We start from the raw sequence: 18,718 nt of genomic DNA on the forward strand, positions 1-18,718 counted from the left end.
GCATATCGTTCCTGCGTGCAGTCGTACGTTCCCGCCCTCGTGATGGCAGTCGTCGTGTTCGCCGTCTCCGCTCTCGTCCTCCGCAAGGTGACGCCCGCGAGCTTCGTACGGCTCTCCGGCCGGATGCCGTCGCGCCCGGCGACCGTCTTCACGGAAGCCGACCTGCGGCAGCGGGCCAACGACCTGCTGAACCGGCTCGCCCACGAGTTGAGTGAGACGAACCCGGCCGAGGTGGATCGTGACCTCTACGAGCGCGCCGGGCTCGCCCGTTCGGAGGCTGAGCGCGCACTGGACTCCTCGCGGCTGACCGATGTCGTCGGTGCGATCACGCTCGCCCGTTCCGGTCTCGACGACCTGCGGGTCGCCGCCGGGCGCTCCCACACCAGATACCAGCCGTGCTTCTTCAACCCGTTGCACGACCAGGCCACCAAGCGGGTCGACTTCACGCTCGACGCCGGTGCCGTGTCCGTACCCGCGTGCCGTCGGTGCGACGGTGACATCCGCCGGGGTGTGCGAGAGCTCGACGTGGTGCCGAGCGACACGCGACCCGGCGGGCCGTACTTCCGCGGTGACGACCAGTGGGCCGTCACCGGGTACGGAGCGCTCGTCGAGGACCTGCCGACCGCGTTGTTCCGGTACGAGCAGGCCAGGCGGGAGACCACACCGTGACGACCAAGCGCGAGCGCGCGCTGCGAAAGCGCCGGACCAGGCGCATGCGGCAGCTGGGGATCAAGCAGGCCACGACGGCGGCACCGGCATCGCCGCTGTGGGCCCGCGGCCTTCGCCAGGTCGCGATCTGGGGTGGCGCCGGCGTGCTCGCCGCCGGTACCTACGTCGGCGCGGCGTGGACGGCATCGATGTTTCTCGACGAGCAGAAGGACGAGGCCCCGCTCGTCGCCGCCGCGGCGGCGCTGGGCGAGGATCGCGTCTACGTGGATCCCCGGGCGGCCGGCGTGCTCGACGAGGCCGACCTCTCGGCCCTGCGGGCGCAGGCGACCGAGGCGAATCGGCCGACGAAGGTCGTGGTCTGGCCGCTCGACCGTGGATGGCTGCCCGACATCGCCGAGTACGTCGCGGCTCGGACGAACGTGGAGGGCAGGTTCCTCTTCGTCGACGGGAACGGGCGGACCGCGGTCGCGTCGACGCTTGCCGAGTCCGAGCCGTCGATCCCCGGCACGGAAGGGTCACCGGCTGCCGAAGCCGCCACCCAGGCGCTCGAGGCTCTCGACGCCGTGCCGCTCCGGGGCGAGCGCGAGGAGTACGACGACGGCGGGCAGCCGGTCGGCTCGATCTGGCTCGCCGCCGCGGCCGGTGGTGGGCTCGGGCTGCTGATCGTCCTCGTCGCCGCGAGCGGCGCTGTTGTGGCGTTGAGCTCCGTCCTGCTCGTCGTCATGTTCGGGTTGCTGGCCGCCCTGGCGTACCGCAGCCGCAAGGCCGGCCCGGCGATCGCGAACATCGAGGCCAGGCCGGCGCAACGGCGGCGTGCGAACCGCCTCGCCTACCGGCCGCCGAACGACGTCCTGGTCCGGCTCAACAAGGTCCGTGCCGCCGAGCGGGCCGAACGCCTGCGCGACGAGCTGCTCGCCCTGGGCGAACGCCTGTCCGCATCGACGCACGACGTCGCGGGCGACACCTGGGCACTGGCGCTGGACTGCTACGAGACGGCGGGCCGGATCGCCGACACCGCCGACGCTGCCGAAACCGGTGACAGCCTCTCGACCCACGCCGACGTCGTGGCGGGCCTCGTCCTCGTCGCGCGCGGCCGGCAAGCCGCGGGCGCGGCTGAGTCTGGCAGCGAACTGACGGGGTCGGCCGACTGCTTCGCCAACCCGTTCCACGGCCCCGCGGTCGGCCCGGTACCCACCATCGCGCTCGCCGCGGAGCGCCCACCGGCCTCGGCCCCACAGCAGGCCGACGTCTGCGCGACGTGCCACGCCGCGGCCCGCAAGGGAGTCGCGGTCGCCGACCCCCTCGTACTCGACTCAGGCAACGGCCACATGCAGCCGTACTGGATGCTCGACGTGAAGCCGTGGTCGGAGACGGGGTATGGCATCGCGAGCCGTGAGTTGATCGACGCCTGGAATAGTTCCAAGGTCTAGGAGATGCGCCGGCCCGCGCTCAGGGGCAGGGGTCAGACAGAGGTCGCCGCGGCCAAACCCGCCGGCGGAGCACACCGAACGGTGCACTGACGCCGACGGGAGAGGGCGCGGAACGACCAGGTGGCGCAGTCGTGCAGGGTCGTCAGGCGGCGCGTCGGTTGCCGCGCCAGGCGGCAACGATGAAGACCGCGACCGCGGCGACGACGATCTGGATGATGATTCGTAGCCAGTCGATGTTGTGCGCGGTGTCGCTCAGGCCCAGGCCGTCAGCGGCCAGGCCGCCGACCAGGGCACCCACGGCTCCGGCGAGGATCGTCCAGCCGATGCCGATGTTCTGTTTGCCCGGCAGCACGAGCCGGCCAAGTGGACCAAAGATCAGTCCGGCGATCAACGCTCCGATGATCGTGCCAATCATGTGCTGTCTCCTTCGAGGAAGGTGCTATCCAAAGCTTCCCTCGAAGGAGACTGCCAAACGAGCCCTGCTCGACGCCAGATACTCGGGACGGGATCAGGGCTAGATCAGGGCTGAGCCCCGATCCCAACCGCTACATCGCGCCGAAGCCGACCTTGCGCTCGCTCTTGGCGCCGATCTCGACGTAGGCGATCCGGTTGGACGGAACGATCACCAGCCGGCCGCGCTCGTCGGTCAGCGTCAGCAAGCCGTCCTCGAGTGCCCGGCGAACGGCCGCCTCGACATCCTCCGGCTGCTCGCTGCTCTCGAACACGATCTCGCGCGGAGCATGCTGGACGCCGATCTTGACCTCCACGGGTCACCTCTTTCGTGGCTGAAGCATCTGCTTGTGCGGAACGGAATGACGTCCGCCAAATCTACCTGCCCGCCAAGCCTCCGCGACTCGACTACGCCGAGAGCCGAATGACCACGTTAACCACGGAAATCCGGCCACGCGGCGGAGCCGCATGATCGGCACAGCGCCACGTCTCGACACGTTTCGCAGCCGGGAAGGCCGGCGTCGGCAGCGCAACGAGAAACAGCGGCCGACGGCCTCGGGTGGACGGTGAGCTCGCGTGGTGGCGCGCTCGGGCGGCGCCAGAGCGGAGCGGTCGGCGGGTTCGCGTGGCCGGATCAGCCGTCTGAGCGGGCCGGGAAGCCGCGGATGCCTCGCCAGCCCAGCGTGGCCAGCAGGGCGGAGGCGGCGTCGCGCGGGATGGGGCGGTTCTCGGCGACCCACCAGCGGGCGGTGACCTGCGCCATGCCGGCCAGCCCCGCGGCCAGCAGCATGGACTCGTCGCGGGGCAGGCCGGTGTCTTCGGCGATCACGACGGCGATCGCTTCGGCGCACTCGCGTGCCACGCGGTCGACGCGCTCGCGTACGGCTGGCTCGCCGGTCAGGTCGGACTCGAAGACCAGCCGGAACGCGGCCAGGTCGTCGTCGACGAAGTCGAAGTAGGCCTGCATGGTGGCCTGGACCCGGAGCTTGTTGTCGTGGGTGGAGTCGAGTGCGGAGCGTACGGCGTCGGTCAGCGCGTCGCTGGAGCTGTCGAGCAGCGCGAGGTAGAGCTCGAGCTTGCTCGGGAAGTGCTGGTAGAGCACGGGCTTGCTGACCCCGGCGCGGTCGGCGATGTCGTCCATCGCCGCGGTGTGGTAGCCGGAGGAGACGAAGACCGCACGGGCCGCATCCAGGAGCTGAGCACGCCGAGCCTGCCGGGGAAGCCGGCTGCTGCGAGGCCGCGCGTCGGAAGTAGTCACTAGCGGTAGTCGTCCTCATCGAGATCAACGGACAGGAGCTGGTCGACGGCATCGGCTTCGGGTGCCTCCGGGCCGAGCTCCGCACGCGGAAGCGCCTCCTCGGCTTCCCGTACGCCCTCGTAGGGGATGTCGATGTCGGACATCGCGATCTCCTCAGCTGTCAGGTGCCGTCACCTGCCGTGTTGCAAACGCTCGTCCAAGCAGTTTAGGGGGAGGAGACCCGATCTGGCAGGTGCTGGGCCATGGAGAACATCGGCTCCAGCAGATCGCCGTCGCTCTCGACCCGTTCCAGCACCTCGGCAGGACCGAACCTGAGGTCGCCCGCGGTACGGCAGGCCTCGACTTCTTCCCAGGTCACCGGCGTCGAGACCCTCGGCTCCGCCTCGCCGCGCAGGGAGTACGGCGCCACGGTGGTCTTGGTCGGCTTGTTCTGGTCCCAGTCGAGGAAGACCTTGCCCGGCCGCAGCCGTCTGGCCATCGTGGCGACCACGAGGTCGGGCTGGGCCCTGGCCAGCTGACCGGCCAGCCCCTTGGCGTAGCCCTCGACGGCATCGGCCGGCGTCTCGGCGATCGGGACGTACAGCTGCATGCCCTTGCCACCCGAGGTCTTCGGCCAGGCCGAGAGCCCGTCGGCCGCGAGCCGGTCACGCAGGGCAAGCGCGACCTGGCAGCACTCGACGATTGACGCCGGCGGGCCGGGGTCGAGGTCGATCACCAGCCGGTCGGGGTCGTGCAGGCCGTCGTCCTCGTCGATCCGCCACTGCGGAACGTGCAGCTCAAGTGCCGCGAGGTTGGCGAAGTAGACCAGCGCGGCCGTGTGCTCGATCAGGGGGTACTCGACCTCTTCGGTGCCGCGCGTGCTCCCCGGCGACGGCACCATGATCGTGCGGACCCAGCTCGGCCTGCCGCGCGGTGCGTTCTTCTCGAAGAACGTCGGGCCCTCGACGCCGTCCGGCCAGCGCCGTCTCGTCACGGCGCGGTCGCGGATGTGCGGCAGCATGGCCGCCGCGACCCTGGCGTAGTAGTCGAGGACCTCGCCCTTGGTGAATCCGACGTGCGGATACAACACCTTGTCCAGGTTGGACAGCTCGAGGATGTGGTCGTCGACACTGACTCGCACCATGCCTCAAGTCTGCCCAACCTGGATCAGGAACGGCCAGCCGGTCAGCCGGCCGGCTGAACCTGGACGGTCAGTTCGGCGGCCTTGGCCGACTGCTCGACCACCCCGATCTTGACGCCGTACCCGCCGACCTTGACGCTGTTCTGCGGGTTGGACGCGTCCCAGTAGGCGTTCGGGTTGGTGTCGTTGAACTCGCGCACGCCCGCGCGGGACGGGACGTTGGCCATGATGACCTGCACCCGGTTGCCCTTGCGGACCTCGTTGCTCAACGTGATGCTGTCGGTCTTCTCCACACCGAACGTCGCGTCGAACGGCTGCAGCCGGTTGCTCACCAGCTGGCCGTTGTCGTACCGGAGCGCCTTCGAGCTGGAGTCGATCGGCAGGATCAGGCCCTCACCAGGGTGCAGCGAGTTGTCGTTGTCCTCGACCTTCTCGTTCCAGTACCAGATCAGCAGGCCGTTCTGGTACGGGATGCGCTGCACCCAGTCCGGCTTGCTGATCGGGCGGTTGAAGCTGTACGGCCCGGTCTTCAGTGTCGCGTCGTAGCCGACGTACTGCCGGCTCTCGGCGAGGTAGTACGTGCCCTTGTAGTCCGTGACGCTGCCGGACATCCGGCTCCAGCCGACCGCCGTCCAGCCACGGACCGCTTCGACGTCGTCGGTGAAGATGGTCTGCCCGTCGGCGACGATCGCCACGTTGTCGAGCATCGGACCGGCCAGGTGCACTCCGCCGTCGGTGGTGTAGCGGAAGCGGAACAGGATCTGCTTGCCGGCGTACTTCGACAGGTCATACGTCAGATCGGCCCAGGCACCGTTGGACGAACCCGTCACCGGGTCGCCGACGCGTTCCCAGGTCGTGCCGCCGTCGGCGGACGCCTCCGCGTAGAGGAAGTCGAAGTCCTCCTCGATGTCGTACCACGCCTTGGTGGTGAGCGAGGCCGACGTCTTCCCGGTCAGGTTGATCGTGCGCCGCAAGGCGGTGTTGAGGTTGTCGGCGCTGCCGCCCCACCACTCGTACGAGCCGGAGAACGGCGTGTTGTACTCCGTGGTGATCTCTTCCTTCGGCAGTGGCACGACGAGGGCCTGCGGCATGCCCTGCCCGCCGGCGGCCGTACCAAGGACCGTGGTGCTGTCCTCGTCGGGCGAGACCACTTCGTAGTCCAGCCAGCCCAGCATGAGCTTCTCCCACGCGCCCATGTAGTCGGGCGTGGTGCCGATCGTGTCGGTGCCGTGGTTCAGCCAGGAGCCGGACGACATGATCGTCCAGAACCCGGTGCCGTTCTGGCCGGCGTTGGTGTCGTACAGGTCGGGCAGTCCGAGGTCGTGGCCGAACTCGTGGGCGAACACACCGAGGCCACCGTTCTCGGGCTCTGTGGTGTAGTCGCCGATCCACAGGCCGCTCGTGCCCAGCGGAACGCCGCCGCGCTGGTTGTAGCTCGGGCCGGTCTGCGCTCCTGAGAAGGCGTACCAGCGGTGCGACCAGATCGCGTCGCCGCCCTGGGCGCCGCCGCCGGCCTCTTCACCCTCCCCGGAGTGCACGGCCTGGAAGTGGTCGACGTAGCCGTCGGGCTCGTCGAAGTTGCCGTCGGCGTCGTAGTCGTAGCGGTCCCAGGAGTCGAACTGCGCGAGGTAGTCCTTGATCTGCTGCGGGGTCTTGCCCGCGGCGACCTGGGCGTTGTACCAGGCGGTCGCGCTGTCCTTGACGTAGTTCCAGTAGCCGTCGCTGGACGGGATCGCGTTGCTGCCGTAACGGGCCTCGTTGTAGGGCAGCTTCACCCAGTCGCTGACGTCGCCGGCGACGGAGAACTGGCCGTTGGACAGCTTGCTGTAGAAGTCGGCGAACGACTCGCTGTCCCTGTTGAAGAACAGGTCCATGAAGTGGTCACGACTGAAGTCCGAGGTCCAGTACGTCGTGTTGTCGCGGGTGCGGTCCGGCGCGGGGATCTGGTTGCGTACCGGGCCTGGCGTGCCAGCGGTCCGCGGGTCGGTCTGCGTACCGAACTCGGTCAGGATGGTGAAGATCTTGTCGGTCTGCTCCATGCTGACCTGGGCGAACTGGTTCTTGCTCACGCGCACGACGTCGGACTTGCCACGTCGTTCGACCGTCGCCTCGCCGCGGAGAACCTTCTCGACGGCTGCCTTGCGCATGGCGCGCTGCTTGTCGCCGAGCGGGTTGGGCAGATCATCTGGTGCGTTGCTGCGAGCGGCCGGTGCTGCGTCGGCCGCCGGTGGCGGTGCTGCCACTGCCGGGAGCTGGGTGCTCGCGACAGCGAGAGCGACGGCTGCCGCTGCCGCCGCCAATGCCGTGGTGGTCCTGCGTGGGTTCACTGCACTCCCTCCTCCGAGCTGCTCCGGCGAAGGATCGCTCGCCGGAGGCTCTCGTCTTGGAGAAAGTTCGCACGCCCTCCCGGCTTTGTCTGACGAATCGGCAAAGTTGGATCCTCGGCTCAGGTGAGTACGCTGCAAACTCATGCGATATACAGCATTGGGACATTCGGGACTGAAGGTTTCGGTTGTCGGGCTCGGCTGCAACAACGTCGGCGGCCGCCTCGACCTGGATCGCACCCGCGAGGTCGTCGACGCCGCGCTGGACGCGGGCATCACGTTGTTCGACACCGCCGATGTCTATGGAAACAAGGGCGGTTCGGAGGAGTTGCTCGGCCAGGTGCTGGCCGGGCGGCGCGACCAGGTGGTGCTCGCGACCAAGTGGGCGGGCGACATGGGGTACGGCCCGGTCGCGGGCGCCGCCGGCGGCCGCTCGTATATCCGGCGCGCGGTCGAGGCCTCTTTGCGGCGGCTTCGCACCGACTACATCGATCTGTACCAGATGCACCGGCCAGATCCGGACACCCCGATCTCGGAGACGCTCGCGGCGCTCGACGAGCTGGTGAAGGAGGGCAAGGTCCGCTACGTCGGGCACTCCAACTTCAAGGGCTGGCAGCTCGCGGAGGCGGCACACGTCGCGAGCGAGCTCGGCGTCACCCCGTTCGTCTCCGCGCAGAACCACTGGTCGCTGCTCGAACGGGCGGCGGAGAAGGACGTCGTCGAGGCGGCCGGCCACTACGGCGTCGGCGTGCTGCCGTACTTCCCGCTGGCCAACGGCCTGCTCACGGGAAAGGTGCGACGAGGTGCGTCGATTCCGGAGAACAGCCGGCTGGCAGGCCGCGAGAGCTACGTCACGGAGTCCAAGCTGGACCGGGTGGAGGCGCTGATCGCCTGGGCCGAGGCACGTGGGCGTTCGGTGCTCGAGGTGGCGATCGGTGGGCTCGCGGCGTACCCGGAGTGCGGCTCGGTGATCGCGGGCGCGACGACGGCCGAGCAGGTCAAGGCCAACGCCGTGGCGGGAGACTGGGAGCCGACCGAGGCGGAGCTGGCGGAGATCCAGGAGCTCGCCCCGATCGTCTGACAACCCTGTGAGGCGACCGCGAGCGTCCACATCGTGACACGTACGGGAAGATGATCGCGGAGTTGTGGGTTGGACGAAGCTGAGGTCCCCTGACCACTCGAGGGAGTATGAATCGTGTCTCTGCCGCCCCTGGTTGAGCCCGCGTCCGAGCTGACCGTCGACGAGGTGCGCCGCTACTCGCGGCACATCATCATTCCCGACGTCGGGATGGCCGGGCAGAAACGGCTGAAGAACGCCAAGGTCCTGGTGATCGGCGCCGGCGGCCTGGGCAGTCCGGCGTTGCTCTACCTGGCGGCCGCCGGAGTGGGCACGCTCGGCATCGTCGACTTCGACACCGTCGACGAGTCCAACCTGCAGCGCCAGGTCATCCACGGCCAGAGCGACGTGGGCAAGTCCAAGGCGCGGTCGGCCAAGGAGTCGATCGCCGAGATCAACCCGTTCGTGCAGGTCAACCTGCACGAAGAACGGCTCGACTCGTCCAACTCGCTCCAGATCTTCGCCGACTACGACCTGATCCTGGACGGCACCGACAACTTCGCCACGCGGTACCTCGTCAACGACACCGCGGTGATCCTGGGCAAGCCGTACGTCTGGGGCTCGATCTTCCGGTTCGAAGGCCAGGTCTCCGTCTTCTGGGCCGAGCACGGCCCGCACTACCGCGACCTCTACCCCGAGCCGCCGCCGCCCGGCATGGTGCCGTCCTGCGCCGAGGGTGGTGTGCTCGGCGTCCTGTGCGCCTCGATCGGCTCGGTGATGGTCAACGAGGCGATCAAGCTGATCACAGGCATCGGCGAACCGCTGGTCGGCCGCCTGCTGGTCTTCGACGCGCTGGAGATGTCCTGGCGCGAGCTGAAGGTCAACAAGGACCCCGAGACCGAGCCGGTGACCGAGCTGATCGACTACGAGGCCTTCTGCGGCGCGATCTCCGAGGAAGCCGCCGACGCGGTGGTCGACTCCACGATCGACGTGCGCACGCTGAAGACCTGGCTCGACGCGCGTGACCGCGGCGAACGCGACTTCGTACTGGTCGACGTGCGGGAGCCCAACGAGTACGAGATCGTCAACATCCCGGGCTCGGTGCTGATCCCCAAGGGCGAGTTCCTGACGGGCGAGGCGTTCGAGAAGCTGCCGAAGGACAAGCAGATCGTCCTGCACTGCAAGGTGGGCGGCCGCTCGGCCGAGGCTCTGGCCGCGACCAAGGGCGCCGGATTCGGCGACGCCGTGCACGTGGGCGGCGGGGTCCTGGCCTGGGTCCGGCAGATCGAGCCGGACAAGCCCGCGTACTGAGCCTTCCTTACGATTGGCCGCGTGCCGTCCGAGGAATACGTCGAGCTGGTCTTGTCGGCCGTGGAGCAGATCCCGGCCGGCAAGGTCATGGCCTACGGCGACGTGGCCGAGTTCATCGGCGTCGGCGGGCCGAGGCAGGTCGGGTGGGTGATGTCCCATCACGGTGGAGCTGTGCCGTGGTGGCGGGTGGTCCGCGCGGACGGGACGCCACACTCGGCGCATGCCGGTGAGGCGATCCGCCGCCTGCGTGCGGAGGGCGTCCCGTTCACCAAGTCCGGCCGGATCGACATGCGCGAAGCCCGCTTCGGCTAGAAATCGACTGGGCCTGGCGCTGTCTGCCGGGATATAACGCTGGGCATGGACTCGGCGGCCCGGCGGGCGAGATACTCCAAGGTCAGCGCAGCGCTGGCGCAACTCGACGACGCCGCACTGGGCGACCTGCTCCGAAACCAGAAGACGCCGGCGAGTTGGGGGACCACGACGACCGTCGAGGTGGCGGGGGAGCGGGTTTTTGTGAAGCTGCTCCCGCTCACCGACCTCGAGCGCGGTTGCGCGTACTCCACGAGCAACCACTACGACCTGCCCTTGTTCTACCAGTACGGAGTCGGCTCGGCCGGCTTCGGTACCTGGCGCGAGCTCGTCGCCCACATCAGGACGACGAACTGGGTTCTCGAGGGCACCAACGCCGCTTTCCCGGTCATGTATCACCACCGCGTCGTCGAGCGGCCGGCCCGAGCCGACCTGCCCAGCCAGAAGGAGCAGGACGACTACCTCCGCAACTGGAACTCCAGCCAGGCAATCGGACGCTTCATGACCGAGCGAGTCACCGGTACCCACCAGGTGGCCGTCTTCCTCGAGCACCTGCCGTACGGCCTGGGCCAGTGGCTGACCGACCATCCCGAAGACCTCGAGCCCATGCTGTCGCAGCTGTGCGAGACCGTCACGTTCCTGCGTGGCCACGGCATCGTTCACTTCGACGCCCACGTCCTCAACGTCGTGACGGACGGCGAGCTCGCCTACCTCACCGACTTCGGGCTCGCGTCGGACTCCGAGTTCGACCTGACCGACGAGGAGCGCGACTTCCTGAAGCGCCACGAGCACTACGACTACGGCGTCGTGCTCAGCGCGCCCTGGATGCTGATCCACGGTTGGTACCACGCGCTCCCGCCGGAGGAGCAGGAGTCCGTACGCACTCTGCTCGGAGCCGGCGAGGACCAGACCGAGCTGATCCGGCTGATCGTCAGCATGATCGAACGTCTGGACGGCTTGGTGAAGCCTGCCGTGTTCGCGGCGACCGTCCGGTATCGCGACATCACCATGTACATGCTGGACTTCTTCACCCGGCTCGACGCCAACCCGCGCAAGGACACGGCATACGACGACAAAGGGCTGGCTGACCTGCTTCGGACTTCCGGCGTGCTTCCCGGCTGAGCTGAGGTTGGGCACGATGGCAGGAGTGAACCCACATCCACATCGCGCACGCGTCATCGTCGACACCGACGCCAAGAACGAGGCCGACGACCAGTTCGCCATCGTCCACGCTCTCCTGACGCCGAGCTTCGAGATCGAGGGCGTGATCGCCGCCCACTTCGGCACGCGGAAGTCCGCCACGTCGATGCTGGACAGCCGGGCCGAGATCGACCTCCTGCTCGAGTTGATGAACGACCCGGGCAAGGTCCGCGTCGAGAACGGGGCTCCCACCGCGCTGCCCGATGACCGGACGCCGGTGCCGTCGCCGGGCGCCGATCTGATCGTCGAGTCGGCCATGAAGGTAGGCGACGACCGGCCGCTGCACGTCGCGTTCTACGGGCCGTTGACCGACATGGCCTCAGCGCTGCTGATGGAGCCGCGCATCGCCGAGCCGGAACGCGGCGTCCGTGTCGTGTGGATCGGCGGTGGGCCGTACCCGGGCGGCGGGCCGGAGTTCAACCTCTCCAACGACATCACTGCCGCCAACGTCGTCTTCCGCTCCGAGCTGGAGGTCTGGCAGATCCCGTCGCCGGTCTACCGCCGCATGCCGGTCTCCTACGCCGAACTGGAGGACAAGGTCGCACCCTGCGGGCCGCTCGGCCGTTACCTCGTCGACCAGCTCGTCGAGTACAACGCGACCCACTCCAGCAGCCCGATCGAACACCGCTCCCTCGGCGACTCGCCGGCGGTGGGTGTGATCATGTATCCGGCCTGTGGTGACTGGTCGATGCGTCCCGCGCCCGACTTCACCGAGGACATGCACTACGTGCATCGGGGCACCAACCGCGGTATCCGCGTGTACGAGAACATCGATGCCCGGTTCATCCACGAGGACTTCTTCGCCAAGCTGCGCCGCTTCACCCGCGACACGCCCGGGATGCGAGACCGCTGAATCGGTCGTCTGACGTCTCAGCGTGAGGGCTCAACCCCCCTGACCTTGGCAGCGCGCGCGGCCACCTGCGCGTTCCGGCCGCTGGGCGGCGAAGTGTCATCAGCCGTTGACGCTGTGGTCGCCGGGCCTCGCCCACGGCTGTCGGTGGCGTCTGGTCGAATACCAACCATGCCCAGCCCGGCCTATCGCCTCGTGCGGCGCCCGGTCAGCAAGACACCGGCGCCGGCGCTCGACGCTGCCCAGCAGGAGGTCGTGAAGCATCGGGGTGGGCCGTTGCTGGTGCTCGCCGGTCCTGGCACGGGCAAGACCACCACGCTGGTCGAGAGCATCATCGACCGCGTGCAGAGCGACGGCATCGATCCGTCCAGGATTCTGGCGCTGACGTTCGGACGCCGGGCCGCCGTCGAGCTGCGCGACCGGATCGCCGCGCGGCTCGACCGCACCATCCGCGACCCCGTCGCGCGCACGTTCCACTCCTACGCCTTCGGTCTCCTGCGCAAGGAAGCCGTCCTGCGCGGCACCCCGCAGCCACGCCTGCTGTCCGGGCCCGAGCAGGATCTCCTGATCCGCGACCTGCTGCGCGGCGACATCGAGGAGTTCCAGGCCAGGGCCTGGCCGCCACGCCTGCATCCCGCACTCGCCACCCGCGGGTTCTCCGAGGAGCTGCGCGACCTCCTGCTGCGAGCCGCCGAGCGCGGGATCGACCCACCGACGCTTCGGCAACTCGGACGACGGCACAAGCGCGACGACTGGGTGGCGGCCGCCACGTTCGCCGACCAGTACGCCGCCGTCACCGCGCTGCGTCCGGAAGCACCCGCCTACGACCCCGCCGAGCTGGTCCGGGCGGCCGTCGACCTGCTGCGCGCCGACCGCGAGATCCTCGCCCAGGAACGCGCCTCCCGCGCGGTCGTGTTCGTCGACGAATACCAGGACGCCGACCCCGCCCAGGAGGAGCTGCTCCGGCTGCTCGCCGGCGACGGCAGCGAGCTGGTCGCCGTCGGCGATCCTGACCAGTCGATCTACGCCTTCCGCGGCGCCGAGGTCGACGTGATCCGCCGGTTCCCCGAACGCTTCCGCCAGGCCGACGGCGCCGAGGCCCCGACCGTCGCCCTGCGCACCTGCCGGCGGTCCGGCAAGACCCTGCTCGAAGCGTCCAGGCGAGTCGCGGGGCGGCTCGGCGGCCCGCCGAAGCACCGCAGGCTCGAGCCCGCGCAGCACGTTCCGGACGGCGAGCTCGAGGTCCACCTGCTGCGTTCGGCCAACTCCGAGGCCGCCTACGTCGCCCAGCGCCTGCGCAAGGCCCACCTGGTCGACGGCATCCCCTGGCAGCGGATGGCCGTCCTCGTCCGGGCCGCCACCCAGTTGCCGGTCGTACGCCGGGCGCTGGCCACGGCGGGCGTCCCAGCGGCGATCCGGCTGGAGGAGATGCCGCTGGTCGACCAGCCCGCGGTCCGCCCGCTGCTCACCGTCCTCGAGCTGATCTCCGGCCGCCGCGAGCTCGACCCGCAGACCGCGATCGACCTGCTGGCCAGCCCTTACGGCGGCGCCGACGCGCTCGCCCTGAGACGACTGCGCCAGGAGCTGCGCCGCGAGGAGTTCGCCGCCGGCGGCAGCCGCGGGTCCGACGCGTTGCTCGTCGGCGCGCTGGGCGACCTCGAGGAGCTCGACGGCCTCGACCTCGACGCTGTAGCTCCCGCCGCGCGGGTCGCCCGCCTGCTCGCCGCCGCCCACGAAGCCAAGGACGCGCCGAAGTCCACCGCCGAGACCATCCTCTGGGCGATCTGGTCCGAGAGCCGGGTCGCCGAACGCTGGGCGATGCTTGCCGCGTCCGGCGCACCCGGCTCGGCCGCCGCCGACCGCGACCTCGATGCCGTCACCGCACTGTTCGACACCGTGGCGCGCTTCGTCGACCGGATGCCCTACTCCGGCCCCGACGGCTTCCTCGACCACCTGCTGGGCCAGGAGATCCCGGCCGACACGCTCGCACCGCGCGCACCCGAAGGCGACGCGGTCGCTCTGCTCACCGCCCACGCCGCCAAGGGCCTGGAATGGGACGTCGTCGCGGTCGTCGGCGTTCAGGACGGTGCCTGGCCCGACCTGCGGATGCGCGGCTCGCTGCTCGGCTCGGAGTTCCTGGTCGACGTCCTGGCCGGCCGGCACAGCGAAGACCGCCGGGTCGGCGGGATGGAGGCGATCAGCCGGGCGCTGGCCGAGGAACGTCGCCTGTTCTACGTCGCCGTCACCAGGGCGAGGCGCACTTTGCTGGTCACCGCGATCCGCGACGAGGAAGACCAGCCGTCCCGGTTCCTGGAGGAGCTGCTGCCCTACGCCGGCGACGACGAGGAACGCCCGCTCACCCGCGTACCCCGTGGGCTCGACCTCCCCGCCGTCGTCGCCGAGCTGCGTTCGGTCGTGTGCTCGTCCGGCGGCGACCACGCCGCCGCCGAACGAGAAGCCGCCGCCCACCAGCTGGCCAGGCTCTCAGCCGCCGGCGTACGCGGTGCCGACCCAGGTGTCTGGTACGCCCTTCCACCGCTGTCCGACGACGCGCCGCTGCGCCAGCCGGGCGAGCTGGTCTCGGTCTCGCCCAGCAAGGTCGAGGCCTATCACCGTTGCGCGTTGCGCTGGCTGCTCGAAGGCTCCGGCGGCGCCGGGCCGTCCGGCCTCAGCCTCGCGATCGGCACGCTGATCCACGGGCTGGCCTACGACGTCGCGACCGGCCGGCTCAGTGTCGACGACCTCCCCGACGCGTTCGAGCGTCACTGGCCGAGCCTCGACGCCGGCCGGGGCTGGAACGCCCGCCGCGAGCACGATCGCGTGCGCGACATGGTCGTACGCCTGGCCGGTTGGCTGCGTTCGAACCCACGCGAGCTGGTCGTCGCCGAGCACAGCTTCCTGGTCACGATCGGCCGGGCCCGGCTGAAGGGCACCGTCGACCGGATCGACCGCGGGCCTGACGGCGAGTTGATCGTGATCGACTACAAGACCGGCAAGTCGCCCGTCCCGCGGGCCGATCTCGAACGCCATCCGCAGCTCGGCGTCTACCAACTCGCGCTCGAGCACGGCGCGTTCCGCCAGGTCGTCCCGCCAGGCACCAAGTCCGGTGGCGCGATGCTCGTCCAGCTCGGCAAGGACGGCAAGCGAGCAGCCGAACAAGCCCAGCAACCCCTCAGTTCGTCCGACGATCCGGCGTGGGCCGAGCGTCTGGTCGACGAGGCCGCGGAGGGGATGGCCGGCACCGAGTTCGGTGCGAAGAAGAACAAATACTGCACGATCTGCCCGGTCCGCCGCAGCTGCCCGCTGCACGCCGAGGGTGCGCAGGTGACACCGTGATCGCACCTTTGCCGAGCTCTGCCGAGCCCCGAGGGCTGGTGACGCCATGACTGTCTCCTCCTCCGACCCGGACCAGCTGGCGCTGCCGCTCACCCAGGCCGGCCTTCGTTACTCCGCCACCAAGCTCGCGGCGATGCTCCGCCTGCCCACTCCGACGCCCGAGCAGGCAGAGGTGATCGAGGCGCCGTTCGAGCCCGGCGTCGTCGTCGCCGGAGCCGGGTCGGGCAAGACCGAGACGATGGCGGCCCGCGTGGTCTGGCTGGTGGCCAACGACCTCGTACGCCCCGAGCAGGTGCTCGGCCTCACGTTCACCCGTAAGGCCGCCCGCGAGCTGGCCGCCCGGATCCGCCGCAGACTCGGACAGCTCCGCAACCGCGGCTACGTCGGCACCGGCGACGATCCCGACGGGCTGGCCGGCGACGTCACGGTCTCCACCTACGACGCCTACGCCCAGCGCGTCGTGGCCGAGCACGCGTTGCGGCTCGGCCACGAGCCCGGCTCGAGGCTGATCACGCCGGCGATGGTCTGGCAGTTCGCGACCCGCGTTGTCGAGGCCTACGACGGCCCGATGGACGAGGTCACCAGGGCGCTGGTCAACGTCATCAGCGACGTGATCGCCCTGCACGGCGAGCTCTCCGGTCACCTCGTCGACACCGACGAGCTGCAGCGCTACACCGAAAACCTCCACGCCAGTGTGATGGCCAGGCCGCCGGGCCGGGCCAGGCTCAAGGGCGCCACCCACGCCGACACCGCCGAGCATCTGCGCCGCCAGCTGGCCAGGCTGCAGTTGCTGCCGCTGGTCACGGCGTTCGAGGCCGAGAAGCGCAGGCGTGGCGTGGTCGACTTCTCCGATCAGGCCGCGCTGGCAGCCCGGCTGGCCGACCGGTTCGAGGAGGTCGGCGAGCGCGAGCGCGACCGCTACGCCGTCGTCCTGCTCGACGAATACCAAGACACCTCGCACGCCCAGCTCGTCATGCTGCGCGGCCTGTTCGGCGCCCAGGGCGGTGCGCATCCGATCACCGCGGTCGGCGACCCGTTCCAGTCGATCTACGGCTGGCGCGGTGCGAGCGCCGGCACGCTGGTCTCGTTCGGCAAGCACTTCGGCGGCAGCACGCTGTCACTCACGACGAGTTTCCGCAACGGGGCAAGGATCCTGCGTGCCGCCAACCTGCTGGCCGAGCCGTTACGCAACGACGGGCTCGACGTACCCGAGCTCAGCGCCCACCCGTCCACCGGCGACGGCGACGTCGTGGTCGCGCTGCACAACACCATCGACGACGAAGCCGCCGACATCGCCGACCGCGCGCGGCAGATCTGGAAGGCGGACGCCCGCAAGCGCGCCCGCGGCAAGGGCCGCACGATCGCGATCCTCGTACGCAAGTGGGCGCAGGTCGACCGGATCGCCCACCAGCTGCGCGAGGCCGAGCTCCCGGTCGAGGTGATCGGGCTCGGCGGCCTGCTCACCGCGCCACCGGTCGCTGACGTCGTGGCCACCCTGCAGGTGCTCGCCGATCCCACGCAGGGCAACGCGTTGATGCGGCTGGTCACCGGTGCGCGCTGGCGGATCGGGCCGCGGGACCTGCATCTGCTCGGCGCCTGGTCGCGCCGGCTCGCCGCCACCCGGCGAGGTGCCGACCCTGGTGCGCCGCCGGCCACCAAGCCAGGCACCAAGCCGGGCACCAACGGCACCGAGACCGAGTCCGATGATGCCGACGCCGCCAGCATCATCGACGCCGTCGACGCGCTCGACTCGATGCCGCCGGAGTCCGGTGTCTCGCCCGAAGGCCGCCGCCGGCTGGCTGTGCTCGCCGGTGAGTTACGCGGCCTGCGCCGCCGCACCCACCAGCCGCTCGTCGACCTGATCGCCGACGTCATCCGCACGCTCCACCTCGACGTCGAGGTGGCCGCCCGTACGGGCGACATCGCGGTCAGCCGTGCCGACCTCGACGCCTTCTTCGACGTCGCGTCCGACTTCTCCGAACAAGGCGACGACCCGTCGCTCACCTCGTTCCTCGCCTATCTCGAGGCCGCCGAGAAAGAGGAACGCGGCCTCGAGCCCGGCCAGGTCGAGGTGTCGGAGGACCGGATCCAGGTGCTCACCGTCCACGGCGCCAAGGGCCTGGAGTGGGACGTCGTGTTCGTACCCGGCCTGGTCGAAGGCGTCTTCCCGTCGGCCGGCGAGAAGGACAAGGCCTGGCTCTCCGAACCCGGCGAGCTGCCGTTCCCCCTCCGCGGCGACCGCGACGCGCTGCCGGTGCTCGACCTCTCCGGCGCTGCCGACCAGACCGACGTCAAGGAGGCGTTCGAGCGCTTCCAGCTCGACGCCGGGGCCTGGGCCAGGCAGGAGGAGCGGCGGCTGGCCTACGTCGCCGCCACCCGGGCGCGCAGCCTGCTGGTCTGGTCGGGCTACTGGTGGGAGGAGAACACCCAGCCGCGTACCCCCTCGGAGTTCCTCACCGCGCTCGCCGACGCGTGCCGGCAACGCCCTGACGACCATGGCGAGCTGGCCATCTGGGTGACCGAGGAAGAACGTTCGGCCGAAAACCCCGTGTCCGCCGAGCCGCCGAGCCACGCGTGGCCCTACGACCCGATGGGCCCGGAGCGCCGCGCCGAGGTCCAGGCCGGCGCGTCCCTGGTGGCGGCCGCCAAACAGGCGCTGTCGGCCGGCACACCGCTGGCCGAGCCGGTGGCCGAGGCGGCCCTGCGCTGGGACCGCGACGTCGAGCTGCTGCTGACCGAACGCGCCCGCCGCTCGGCGCGCGCGGAGATCGTCGTCGAGCTGCCCGAGCACCTGTCGGTGAGCCAGCTGGTCCAGCTGCGCAAGGATCCCAGCAGCCTGGCGGAGTCGATCCGCCGGCCGGTGCCGCACGCGCCCAACCCGCTGGCCCGGCGGGGCACCGCGTTCCACGCCTGGCTCGAGTCACGGTTCGGGATGCCGCAGCTGCTCGACCTCGATGAGCTTCCCGGTGCGGCCGATGAGCAGGCAGCGGCCGACGAAGACCTCGAACGTCTGCAGGAGGCGTTCCTGGCGTCAGAATGGGCCGATCGCACGCCGTCGGAGATCGAGGTGCCGTTCGAGGTCGTGGTCGGGGGGATCGTGATCCGGGGGCGGGCCGACGCGGTGTTCGCGGTCCGAGGCCCGGACGGCCTGCCGGGCTTGGAGGTCGTCGACTGGAAGACCGGCCGCCCGCCGACCGATCCCGAGGACGCGGCCGCGCGGGCGGTGCAGCTGGCGGCGTACCGGCTGGCGTGGGCGCAGCTGTCGGGGCTGCCCCTCGAACGCGTGGCGGCGGCGTTCCACTACGTCCGGCATCGCCGTACGGTCCGCCCGGTCGACCTGCTCGATCGTGAGGGCTTGGAAGACCTGGTGACCTCGGTCCCGCTGCAGACCGAAGACCCGTAGG

General features: G+C 70.0%; 15 protein-coding genes. 9 read left to right on the forward strand and 6 right to left on the reverse strand.

What is annotated here, in order from left to right:
- Positions 1 to 15: 15 nt before the first annotated feature.
- Both ACYVF6_RS18070 and ACYVF6_RS18075 read left to right on the forward strand, forming a co-directional pair.
- Complete coding sequence (locus ACYVF6_RS18070) at positions 16 to 669, forward strand: hypothetical protein (RefSeq protein WP_460522683.1); 654 nt, start codon at positions 16 to 18, stop codon at positions 667 to 669.
- Entirely contained in the window at positions 666 to 2,099 is a 1,434-nt protein-coding gene (locus tag ACYVF6_RS18075; RefSeq protein ID WP_460522686.1) for a hypothetical protein, read from the forward strand. Before ACYVF6_RS18070 ends, ACYVF6_RS18075 begins: the two co-directional genes overlap by 4 nt.
- 142 nt (positions 2,100 to 2,241) lie before the next feature.
- Here the strand turns inward: ACYVF6_RS18075 and ACYVF6_RS18080 are convergent, their stop codons facing one another.
- The 6 genes from ACYVF6_RS18080 to ACYVF6_RS18105 form a co-directional block, all read right to left on the reverse strand.
- On the reverse strand, positions 2,242 to 2,514 hold the full coding sequence (locus tag ACYVF6_RS18080; protein ID WP_460522688.1) for a GlsB/YeaQ/YmgE family stress response membrane protein: 273 nt from the start codon (positions 2,512 to 2,514) through the stop codon (positions 2,242 to 2,244).
- A gap of 130 nt (positions 2,515 to 2,644) precedes the next feature.
- On the reverse strand, positions 2,645 to 2,866 hold the full coding sequence (locus ACYVF6_RS18085) for a DUF3107 domain-containing protein (RefSeq protein ID WP_460522690.1): 222 nt from the start codon (positions 2,864 to 2,866) through the stop codon (positions 2,645 to 2,647).
- A 317-nt stretch (positions 2,867 to 3,183) separates the two neighbouring features.
- Positions 3,184 to 3,807 (reverse strand): TetR/AcrR family transcriptional regulator, encoded by a 624-nt coding sequence (locus ACYVF6_RS18090; RefSeq protein ID WP_460522692.1) that lies wholly within the window; start codon positions 3,805 to 3,807, stop codon positions 3,184 to 3,186.
- Positions 3,807 to 3,950 (reverse strand): hypothetical protein, encoded by a 144-nt coding sequence (locus ACYVF6_RS18095; protein ID WP_460522694.1) that lies wholly within the window; start codon positions 3,948 to 3,950, stop codon positions 3,807 to 3,809. The genes ACYVF6_RS18090 and ACYVF6_RS18095 overlap by 1 nt, the downstream gene beginning before the upstream one ends.
- Before the next feature lie 62 nt (positions 3,951 to 4,012).
- Complete coding sequence (ligD, locus tag ACYVF6_RS18100; RefSeq protein ID WP_460522696.1) at positions 4,013 to 4,930, reverse strand: DNA polymerase domain-containing protein; 918 nt, start codon at positions 4,928 to 4,930, stop codon at positions 4,013 to 4,015.
- A 41-nt stretch (positions 4,931 to 4,971) separates the two neighbouring features.
- Positions 4,972 to 7,254 (reverse strand): immune inhibitor A domain-containing protein, encoded by a 2,283-nt coding sequence (locus tag ACYVF6_RS18105; RefSeq protein WP_460522699.1) that lies wholly within the window; start codon positions 7,252 to 7,254, stop codon positions 4,972 to 4,974.
- Positions 7,255 to 7,396: 142 nt separating this feature from the next.
- Between ACYVF6_RS18105 and ACYVF6_RS18110 the strand changes: the two genes are divergently transcribed.
- From ACYVF6_RS18110 to ACYVF6_RS18140, 7 genes are all read left to right on the forward strand, one after another.
- Positions 7,397 to 8,332, forward strand: coding sequence for an aldo/keto reductase (locus tag ACYVF6_RS18110; protein ID WP_460522701.1), 936 nt, complete (start codon positions 7,397 to 7,399; stop codon positions 8,330 to 8,332).
- Positions 8,333 to 8,446: 114 nt separating this feature from the next.
- The gene (moeZ, locus tag ACYVF6_RS18115; protein WP_460522703.1) at positions 8,447 to 9,619 is read left to right on the forward strand and encodes an adenylyltransferase/sulfurtransferase MoeZ; all 1,173 of its coding nucleotides are present in this window, start codon (positions 8,447 to 8,449) and stop codon (positions 9,617 to 9,619) included.
- A 21-nt stretch (positions 9,620 to 9,640) separates the two neighbouring features.
- Positions 9,641 to 9,931: an MGMT family protein gene (locus ACYVF6_RS18120; protein ID WP_460522705.1), complete on the forward strand. Its 291-nt coding sequence runs from the start codon at positions 9,641 to 9,643 to the stop codon at positions 9,929 to 9,931.
- A 45-nt stretch (positions 9,932 to 9,976) separates the two neighbouring features.
- Positions 9,977 to 11,050 carry a protein kinase family protein gene (locus tag ACYVF6_RS18125; protein WP_460522707.1) on the forward strand — a complete coding sequence of 358 codons (1,074 nt, stop codon included), beginning with the start codon at positions 9,977 to 9,979 and terminating at the stop codon, positions 11,048 to 11,050.
- 16 nt (positions 11,051 to 11,066) lie between these two features.
- Complete coding sequence (locus ACYVF6_RS18130) at positions 11,067 to 11,981, forward strand: nucleoside hydrolase (RefSeq protein WP_460522709.1); 915 nt, start codon at positions 11,067 to 11,069, stop codon at positions 11,979 to 11,981.
- Positions 11,982 to 12,149: 168 nt separating this feature from the next.
- Complete coding sequence (locus ACYVF6_RS18135; RefSeq protein ID WP_460522711.1) at positions 12,150 to 15,314, forward strand: ATP-dependent helicase; 3,165 nt, start codon at positions 12,150 to 12,152, stop codon at positions 15,312 to 15,314.
- Positions 15,315 to 15,360: 46 nt separating this feature from the next.
- Positions 15,361 to 18,717: a UvrD-helicase domain-containing protein gene (locus tag ACYVF6_RS18140; RefSeq protein ID WP_460522713.1), complete on the forward strand. Its 3,357-nt coding sequence runs from the start codon at positions 15,361 to 15,363 to the stop codon at positions 18,715 to 18,717.
- The last annotated feature ends 1 nt before the right edge of the window (position 18,718 follow it).

The sequence above is a fragment of the Flindersiella endophytica genome, assembly GCF_054779015.1.

What these genes read in the sequence shown, in the direction of transcription:
- ACYVF6_RS18125 (WP_460522707.1), top strand. Translation starts at nt 9,977, where the DNA reads ATGGACTCGGCGGCCCGGCGGGCGAGATACTCCAAGGTCAGCGCAGCG.
- ACYVF6_RS18110 (WP_460522701.1), top strand. Translation starts at nt 7,397, where the DNA reads ATGCGATATACAGCATTGGGACATTCGGGACTGAAGGTTTCGGTTGTC.
- ACYVF6_RS18095 (WP_460522694.1), bottom strand. Translation starts at nt 3,950, where the DNA reads ATGTCCGACATCGACATCCCCTACGAGGGCGTACGGGAAGCCGAGGAG.
- ligD (WP_460522696.1), bottom strand. Translation starts at nt 4,930, where the DNA reads ATGGTGCGAGTCAGTGTCGACGACCACATCCTCGAGCTGTCCAACCTG.
- ACYVF6_RS18140 (WP_460522713.1), top strand. Translation starts at nt 15,361, where the DNA reads ATGACTGTCTCCTCCTCCGACCCGGACCAGCTGGCGCTGCCGCTCACC.
- ACYVF6_RS18080 (WP_460522688.1), bottom strand. Translation starts at nt 2,514, where the DNA reads ATGATTGGCACGATCATCGGAGCGTTGATCGCCGGACTGATCTTTGGT.
- ACYVF6_RS18130 (WP_460522709.1), top strand. Translation starts at nt 11,067, where the DNA reads ATGGCAGGAGTGAACCCACATCCACATCGCGCACGCGTCATCGTCGAC.
- ACYVF6_RS18135 (WP_460522711.1), top strand. Translation starts at nt 12,150, where the DNA reads ATGCCCAGCCCGGCCTATCGCCTCGTGCGGCGCCCGGTCAGCAAGACA.